The organism is Streptococcus caledonicus, from assembly GCF_042656225.1.
GTDB lineage: Bacteria > Bacillota > Bacilli > Lactobacillales > Streptococcaceae > Streptococcus > Streptococcus caledonicus.
On the sequence record NZ_JBHSOJ010000016.1, the window covers coordinates 758,549 to 766,275 of the forward strand.

At 38.7% G+C, this 7,727-nt stretch carries 10 protein-coding genes, 1 pseudogene and 1 other annotated feature; of the genes and pseudogenes, 1 reads left to right on the forward strand and 10 read right to left on the reverse strand.

Features of this window, described 5'->3' with window-relative positions; genetic code table 11:
- Positions 1-166: 166 nt before the first annotated feature.
- The 10 genes and pseudogenes from ACFPQ3_RS07635 to ACFPQ3_RS07670 form a co-directional block, all read right to left on the reverse strand.
- Positions 167-1,057, reverse strand: a complete 891-nt coding sequence (locus tag ACFPQ3_RS07635; RefSeq protein ID WP_156806661.1) for an RluA family pseudouridine synthase — start codon at positions 1,055-1,057, stop codon at positions 167-169.
- The gene (lspA, locus tag ACFPQ3_RS07640; protein ID WP_156806662.1) at positions 1,048-1,506 is read right to left on the reverse strand and encodes a signal peptidase II; all 459 of its coding nucleotides are present in this window, start codon (positions 1,504-1,506) and stop codon (positions 1,048-1,050) included. The genes ACFPQ3_RS07635 and lspA overlap by 10 nt, the downstream gene beginning before the upstream one ends.
- The gene (locus ACFPQ3_RS07645) at positions 1,503-2,417 is read right to left on the reverse strand and encodes a LysR family transcriptional regulator (RefSeq protein WP_156806663.1); all 915 of its coding nucleotides are present in this window, start codon (positions 2,415-2,417) and stop codon (positions 1,503-1,505) included. Before ACFPQ3_RS07645 ends, lspA begins: the two co-directional genes overlap by 4 nt.
- A 54-nt stretch (positions 2,418-2,471) precedes the next feature.
- Positions 2,472-3,326 (reverse strand): GNAT family N-acetyltransferase, encoded by an 855-nt coding sequence (locus tag ACFPQ3_RS07650; protein WP_156806664.1) that lies wholly within the window; start codon positions 3,324-3,326, stop codon positions 2,472-2,474.
- A gap of 281 nt (positions 3,327-3,607) precedes the next feature.
- On the reverse strand, positions 3,608-3,898 hold the full coding sequence (rpmA, locus tag ACFPQ3_RS07655; RefSeq protein ID WP_027972895.1) for a 50S ribosomal protein L27: 291 nt from the start codon (positions 3,896-3,898) through the stop codon (positions 3,608-3,610).
- 34 nt (positions 3,899-3,932) lie between these two features.
- Positions 3,933-4,247 carry a 50S ribosomal protein L21 gene (gene rplU, locus ACFPQ3_RS07660; RefSeq protein ID WP_027972894.1) on the reverse strand — a complete coding sequence of 105 codons (315 nt, stop codon included), beginning with the start codon at positions 4,245-4,247 and terminating at the stop codon, positions 3,933-3,935.
- A gap of 35 nt (positions 4,248-4,282) precedes the next feature.
- Positions 4,283-4,354, reverse strand: a sequence feature (ribosomal protein L21 leader region).
- Between the two features lie 182 nt (positions 4,355-4,536).
- A pseudogene (locus ACFPQ3_RS11835) lies at positions 4,537-4,821 on the reverse strand (DUF7679 family protein); the annotation flags it as partial.
- Between the two features lie 12 nt (positions 4,822-4,833).
- Positions 4,834-4,950 carry a DUF7679 family protein gene (locus tag ACFPQ3_RS11840; protein WP_465269571.1) on the reverse strand — a complete coding sequence of 39 codons (117 nt, stop codon included), beginning with the start codon at positions 4,948-4,950 and terminating at the stop codon, positions 4,834-4,836.
- 33 nt (positions 4,951-4,983) lie between these two features.
- Positions 4,984-6,204: a tRNA uracil 4-sulfurtransferase ThiI gene (gene thiI / locus ACFPQ3_RS07665; protein ID WP_156806665.1), complete on the reverse strand. Its 1,221-nt coding sequence runs from the start codon at positions 6,202-6,204 to the stop codon at positions 4,984-4,986.
- A gap of 3 nt (positions 6,205-6,207) precedes the next feature.
- Positions 6,208-7,350 (reverse strand): cysteine desulfurase family protein, encoded by a 1,143-nt coding sequence (locus ACFPQ3_RS07670; RefSeq protein WP_156806666.1) that lies wholly within the window; start codon positions 7,348-7,350, stop codon positions 6,208-6,210.
- A 180-nt stretch (positions 7,351-7,530) separates the two neighbouring features.
- Here ACFPQ3_RS07670 and ACFPQ3_RS07675 point away from each other — a divergent pair.
- On the forward strand, positions 7,531-7,727 hold a 197-nt coding region (locus ACFPQ3_RS07675; RefSeq protein ID WP_380433833.1), incomplete at its 3' end, for a helix-turn-helix domain-containing protein.

Consider the following 7,727-nt stretch of genomic DNA (forward strand, 5'->3'; position numbering starts at 1 on the left):
CATTATTATAGACAAAAATCTGAACAATAGCAAGTAAAAAAGTAAGTTCATTCTGAATTTTGAACGACAATTTTAATCAATAACTGACTCTGAGTCTCATTTGCGATAAATAAATCAATCAGTTTAACCATAAAAAAAACTCATCGGCATTGCCGATAAGCCTTATCTACCCTTTTCTTAACTGCTCTAACGTTTCTTGGAAAATAGCAGGTGCAGGTGCTGTGAATTGAACCAATTCTCCTGTTCTTGGATGGGTAAATCCAAGGGTTTGTGCATGTAAAAATTGTCCATTTCCTTTTAAAGTTTTACGAGGTCCGTAGGCTTCATCACCAGCAACAGGATGTCCAATATAGGCCATGTGAACACGAATCTGGTGAGTACGTCCTGTCTCCAATGTGAGTTCAACAAGCGTATAATCCCCAAAACGTTCTAAAACTTGGAAGCGTGTAACAGCAGGTTTTCCTTTGGCTGTAACTGCTTGTTTTTTACGGTCTTTTTCAGAACGTCCAATCGGGGCTTCAATAATTCCTCGGTCATTTGGTAGATTACCATGCACGATAGCAAGGTATTTACGCAAGGACTTTTGGGCCTTTAATTCTTCTGCTAGAGTATTATGAGCGACATCATTTTTAGCAATCATCAACAAACCAGAGGTATCTTTATCAATACGGTGTACAATGCCTGGACGGACTACCCCATTGATAGAGGACAAATCTTTGACATGATACATCAACGCATTGACTAAGGTTCCTTTTGTATGACCAGCAGATGGGTGAACAACCATACCTTGAGGCTTGTTCACAATAGCAACATCCTCATCTTCGTAAACGATATCCAAAGGAATATCCTCTGCTACATACTCTAAGACCTCTTCTTCTGGCACTTGATAAGTGATGACATCACCCTCTTTAACAGCATATTTTGCCTTGACAGCCTTGCCATTGACCAAAATAGCCCCAGCCTTAATCCCTTCATTCGCCTGAGCGCGTGACAATTCTGTCAACTCTGCCACTGCCTTATCCAGACGGTGACCACTTTCTTTTACAACTATTTCCATGCTTCCTCATCTTTCCACAATGCTAATGCCAACACAGCTACTCCAACGGTGAGGTAAGAGTCTGCCACATTGAAAATAGCGAAATCCACAAAATCCAAATGTACCATATCAACCACGTAACCTAGGCGCACACGGTCAATAAAATTGCCTAATCCTCCTGAAATAACAAGTATCAAACCTAGTAACAACAACCAGCTTCCCTTGATATTTTTAATTAAATAATAAATAGCTGCTCCGATAACAACAACTGTGACGAGAGCGAAGAACCATTGCTGATTTTGTAACATGGAAAAAGCTGCGCCATAATTCCTAACGTAAGTTAAGCTAAAAATAGGGGACAAAAATGATTGAACCTGTCCTAAATCAATATGTTCAATAATCCAAAATTTACTCAACTGATCAAGAATAATCAATCCAATAATAGCTATTGGAATCATAATTTTTCTCATTGCTTCTCCTCTTCTAAGTCAGAAAAATACCCCTTCATAACAGCAACAAATTTTTCTGCACAAGGAGACAAATCCATTTCTGCACGTTTAACATAAACCATCTGATTGTTAACGGCATTCTCAAGCGGAATGACCATAATGCCATTCACACTAGCACGGTCTAAGAAACCTGATCCCGTTGCATAAGCATCTGTACGTTCTAAAATACCATTCAACGTAGCACGGTCAGTCACTTTAAAAACAGTGGTTGAATCACTTCGATCAACCAAATTTTCAGAATAATAGAGATACTCATCCTTTTCTTGCGTAAAAAGAACTGATGGAAAACCCGCTAAATCTTCCATTGTCAGGGTAGTTTTACTCGCCAAAGGATGATCTTTTCTTAGATAAATATGAGTTTGAAAATGGCTGAGCTCTACATATTCTAAGCCCTGCTTTTCCATTTTACGTAAAATACCATCGCGGTTCTGCTCGCTAAGATAAATAATCCCAAGCTCGCTATGCCCTTCTACCACTTCATCTAAAATCTGAACCGTTGTCGATTCAAAAATCCTGAAACGGGCATACTCTGGGTAAGCTTCTGAAAACTTAGTGATTAAAGGTGGTAAAAAATCATAGTGCTGACTGGAAATAGAAAACTCTTTTTGGCCAGATTTGTTGTGAGTGTATTGATTTTCAAAAGAATCAAAATTCGCCACTAAGCGCTGCGCTTTTTCAAAAAAAATAGTCCCTCGTGTTGTCAAAACAGCACCAGACGTTGTTCTCTTAAAAATTTTAAAACCAAGTTCCTCTTCCAAATCCTTCACAGCAACTGAAAGACTAGGTTGGCTGACATAAAGTGTGGTCGCTGCCTCACGGAAAGTTCCCGTACTTGCAATTGCCACGACATATCGTAATTGTTGAATATTCATGGGAACTATTATAGCAAATTTTACAAAAAAAAACCTGCATGATGCAGGTTTTAACTATTTCAAATAAGTAATTTCAGAACTAGTCACAAAACCAAGTTTTTCATACAAATGTTTTGCAACAGCATTATCAGCTTCTACTGCAATTTGAAAAGGACGATTATCACTCTCAATACGGTCATTAAGGATAAATTTTGTCATATAAGTCCCAATGCCTTTGCCTTGCTCAGCATTTTTAACAGCCAATCCATATAAAAGTTGATCGCCTGATGATAAATCAACCGTACAAGAGGCGATGACCTCGTCAGCTCGCAAAACAACGTAAAGAAGACTCGATTCATCCTCAATTGCCTCACGTGCATACTGACGGCACACCTCTAAGTCTTCTTCAAACGTTTCAGATTGGAAGATAGCAATAGCCTCTAGATGCTGGATTTCCGCCTGACAAACGATGATATCTCTTCTCTCTTCAATATCTACCTTATCACGACTACGACTCATCCAAAATTCACTTTCATCAGATTCAATGACCTGCCAAGCAGAAAGTAACCAGGGATTATTTTCCAAAAAATGACGTTCGATATTAAAAGATGGGTTACCCAAACCATAGATGGCCGTTTCTTTTTGGTACCTTTCAAAAAGTTGGCGCGCAATTCCTTGACGACGATAGGCTGGTGCTACCCAAATAAATAAGTCCACTTCATTAGGACCATCTGCATACACGGTCAAAAAACCACGAAGCTCATTTTTCTCATAAGCTAAAAAGAAGGCTGGCATGTCTTGATCAAAATTGAGCATATTTGAAAGATATGGCTCGCGTGTAAAGTTATCATAAGCCCTAATTTCAGCAATTAATTGGCGCACTTCTTGCTCCTGCTGTTCTGATAATTGATTTGTAGCAATAATTGTCATATCATTTCTCCTCCAATAATTTTCTAATACTCTATAAAACAAGAGATTAGTCAGTCTATCATACTAGAATCACAAACAATAAAGAGATCACTAAGTTCAAAACCGATATTTTTACAAAATCCTCTAACCTCTACAGTCGCATTATCTGCTCTTGTTTATTTCTTTCAGCATGAGTATTGAGCATTTGGTCAATACTTGATGTACGTAGTATATCAAATTTTTTTCAAGAAAAATAGGACCTCCATCTGGAAAATCCTACTTTTTCTATTAGTCAAACTAAATTATTTTGCGATTGGGTAAACAGAAACTTGTTTTTTATCGCGACCTTTACGTTCGAAGCGTACAACACCTTCAACTTTTGCAAAAAGTGTATCATCTCCACCACGTCCTACGTTCACACCTGGGTAGATGTGAGTTCCGCGTTGACGATAAAGGATTGAACCACCAGTTACAGTTTGTCCATCAGCTGCTTTAGCACCAAGACGTTTTGCTTGTGAGTCACGACCATTTGATGTAGAACCTCCACCTTTTTTGTGGGCGAAAAGTTGCAAGTTTTCAAGATTTTTCAACATAATATTTGTCCTTTCCTATAAATCAGTTGCTAGATTACGCGTTGATAGCGTTGATAACAACTTTTGTGTAAGGTTGACGGTGACCTTGTTTACGGTGGCTACCTTTTTTAGGTTTGTATTTGAAAGTAACAACTTTCTTTTGTTTACCTTGTTTTTCGATAGTACCAACAACTGTTGCACCTTCAACGACTGGAGTACCAACTTTAGTAGTTTCTCCACCTACAAGAACAACTTCGTTAAAAGTTACTTCTGCGCCAGCTTCAGCGTCGATTTTTTCAACGTAGATAGCTTGACCTACTTCAACTTTAACTTGTTTACCACCAGTTTTGATGATTGCGTATGTGCTCATGATGCACCTCCTATAAAATTTTTAATGTGAGGTTTCCCTCTGTGAAGACTCGCCTTGTACCGTGGGACAAACCGCTTAAAACGGGACTCGCGCGGTTGCACAGGATGTGCATTTAGTCAACATTACTATTCTAACACTCTTGTCTAGCTTTTTCAAGAAATTTGTTGCGATTTATTAAATTTATTTTCTTAATTTGACCAATTCAATTTATTTTTATTGATGGTGACCTTAACAACTCTCCTTCCACAACTTTTTTCTCATTTTATTAATGGCATCAATTAATTATCATTTACCGCTCTTTCCAGCGCTTCCAACGATAGTAATCAATTGCCAAAATAACCTTATTCCAGAAAGAATAATCATGTTGAATAAATCTAACACTTCTCCAAAAATGTGCAATCCCTTCTTGCTCCCAATTTTCTGAAGTTAAAAATTGTCCTCTACTACGCTTTTTCTGTTGAGATTTCTGCGCAAATACTCGAATGATCTTACCTAGTCTTATCGTTGGTCTATAGTTATTTTTTCTAGTATAATCTGCACTTGGATAATTAATCAATGCACCGGTTAATAGACTCTCCCAATGTTGCTAATTCGCATAGCGGTAAGCCCGCATGGCTCCCTGTAAATCTTTCGGAAGTTGAAAGGTCTGTGAATCACCGTTCAAAAACTGTATTTCAACAAAATAGTAATTCTTAGATACCATTCTAGCTCCTTTTATTGATGCAACGAATCTTAGTTACAACAAATCCTCAATCATCTCTTCTACGTCATCATTTTCTGCCTGAGGTGTTATTTCTGTAATCATAATACCAGCTACAGCTCTTTCAACTAAAGCTTCAACATCCATACGGCGTTCATATTGTTCGGCATTTTTGATTTTAGGATTTGTTTTAGGACGGTCGGGCGCAAAAATAGTACAGCAATCTTCAAACGGTTGGATGGAGATATTGAAGGTATCAATTTTTTCTGCAATGTCAATGATTTCCAATTTATCCATAGTCACAACTGGACGGATGATCGGGGTGTTTGTCACAGCATTAATAGCCTGCATGCTTTCAAGTGTTTGACTAGCAACTTGTCCAAGACTTTCACCATTGACAATTACTAACCCATCTCTTTCCTCACGAATACGGTCTGTAATGCGCATCATAAAGCGACGTGTCAAGGTCATTAAATAGGCTTCTGGTGCCTTTTCTTTGATTTCTTCTTGAATTTCGGTAAATGGCACCTCGATAAATTGAATATTGCCACCAAATTTGGTTAATTTGCGTGTTAAATCGTGGGCTTTTTTAAGGGCCCCTGGGCTTGTGTAGGGTGGGCTCGCAAAGTGCACTGCCTCAATATCCACACCACGCTTAAGAGCCAAATAACCAGCAACAGGTGAATCAATTCCACCAGATAGCATCAACATTCCCTTACCAGAAGTTCCAACTGGTAGGCCACCAACACCTTTGATTTCTTCATGAGAAATGTAGGCTGCCTCATCACGTATTTCAACCTTGAGTGTAACGTCTGGTTTTTTCATTTGTGCTTGGATGGATGGCAGAGCACGGAAAACAGCATCTCCCAACGTATGATTAAGTTCACGACTATCTAACTCAAAACTATGATCAGCACGTTTTGCTGCCACCTTAAACGTTAATCCCTCACGATACAAACCAGTCATAATTTCCTGCACCGCATTTTCCAAAACCGTAACATCCTTAGGTAAACGGTAAACAGGATTAAAGGCTTGAATCCCAAAAATTTGTTTGAGACTTTCTGCGACAGGAGCATAATCTTGACCATTTAAAATCACATGGCAACGATCACGATCAGCAGTCACTTGAACAGCTGGGTAAATGGATAACACATCTTGAATATTACGCTTGAGCTTATTAATAAAGCGCATGCGATTCTTTCCTTTAGTCGATAGCTCGCCATAGCGAACCATAATTTCTGAATAAACTAACGTCATTTCTTATCTCACTTTCTTTGTCTTTTCATAAATTTGTCTAAAAACAGTCAAAAATTGCTCAACTTGACTCATGTCATTGTCATCATCAAGACTAATACGAACAGCTGTTTGAGCAGATGGGGTTGGGACTCCCATTGAAATTAGAGTCCCTGCTGCTTTTCCAGATTTAGAAGAGCAAGCAGAGGTCGTCGAAATATAAATCTCGTGCTCCTCAAATGCATGAACCACTACTTCTCCTCGCACCCCTTTAATACCAAAGGCCAAGATATTTGGAGCGAAGTTCTCGTTTCCTGAAAAAACGGTAATATCCCCATGTTTTAGCAACTCTTCTCGAATAATCTGTCGCATCTTAGCAATTTTAATATTAGCGACTTCTTCTTTGTCTAGGGTCAATCGCAGAGCTTTTGCCATAGAAGCAATACCAGCTACATTTTCAGTGGTTGAGCGTAAATCCTTTTCTTGCCCACCACCGGTTAAAAGCGGAGCTAATTTTTTACCTGCCTTTTTATATAGAAAACCGACACCACGGACTGCGTGAAACTTATGTCCTGAAAAAGATGCTAAATCAACTCGTTCTGTCAAAAAATCTGAGACTGGTATTTTACCAATTGCCTGCACAGCATCGACATGAAAGGATATCGTTGGTTTATCTGCTAATAGCTCAGAAATTTTTTGAATTGGCTGAATAGAACCAATCTCATTATTAACAGCCATTACAGACACTAAAGTGGTATCTGATCTGAGAAGCTCTGCTAATTTTTCAAGGTCCACAAAGCCTTTTTCGTCAACTGGTGCAAAAGACACCTCAAATCCTTGGGTGCTCAGCCATTTTGCCGACTCCTTAACCGCAGGATGCTCAATATCAGACACAATAATGTGCTTACCATAGCGAGCTTTTTCGAAGGCTACTCCCTTTATGGCCCAGTTATCACTTTCTGTACCACCTGAAGTAAAAAAAATCTCATCCGCAGTCTTTCCTAAAAGTTCTGCAATTTGTTTACGAGAAGCTTCTAAAATTCGAGTTGATTTGCTGCCAAGATTATGTAGGCTAGAAGGATTTCCAAAAATTTTAGTCGCCACCTCCTGATAGGTGTGAAGCACCTCTGCATAAGGTTGCGTTGTTGCCGCATTATCAAAATAAATCATCTTTTTTCTCCATATAATCAATCCTTACCATTATACCACATGTCCTACAATCTATTTGCTATTAAAATATCAAAATAATCGAGAAAATATTTACCCGCGTTGTAAAATGAAGTGCAACAGAAAAGACATGTTCTTCTGATATACTAGAATTCCCCAACTCAGTATAGAAAGCAGATGAACATGTCCACTAACCATTCTACCAAAAAATCTCGTTATTCTCACTTATCAGCTTCTGAGCGAGGCGAAATTAGTGCTTATTTGCAAATGGGGAAAAAGTCCGCTGAGATTGCACGTTTACTCAATCGTCACCGTTCTACCATTACTCGTGAGATTAAGCGTGGCACAGTAACGCAAGTTCAGGATAAGAATGGCAAACG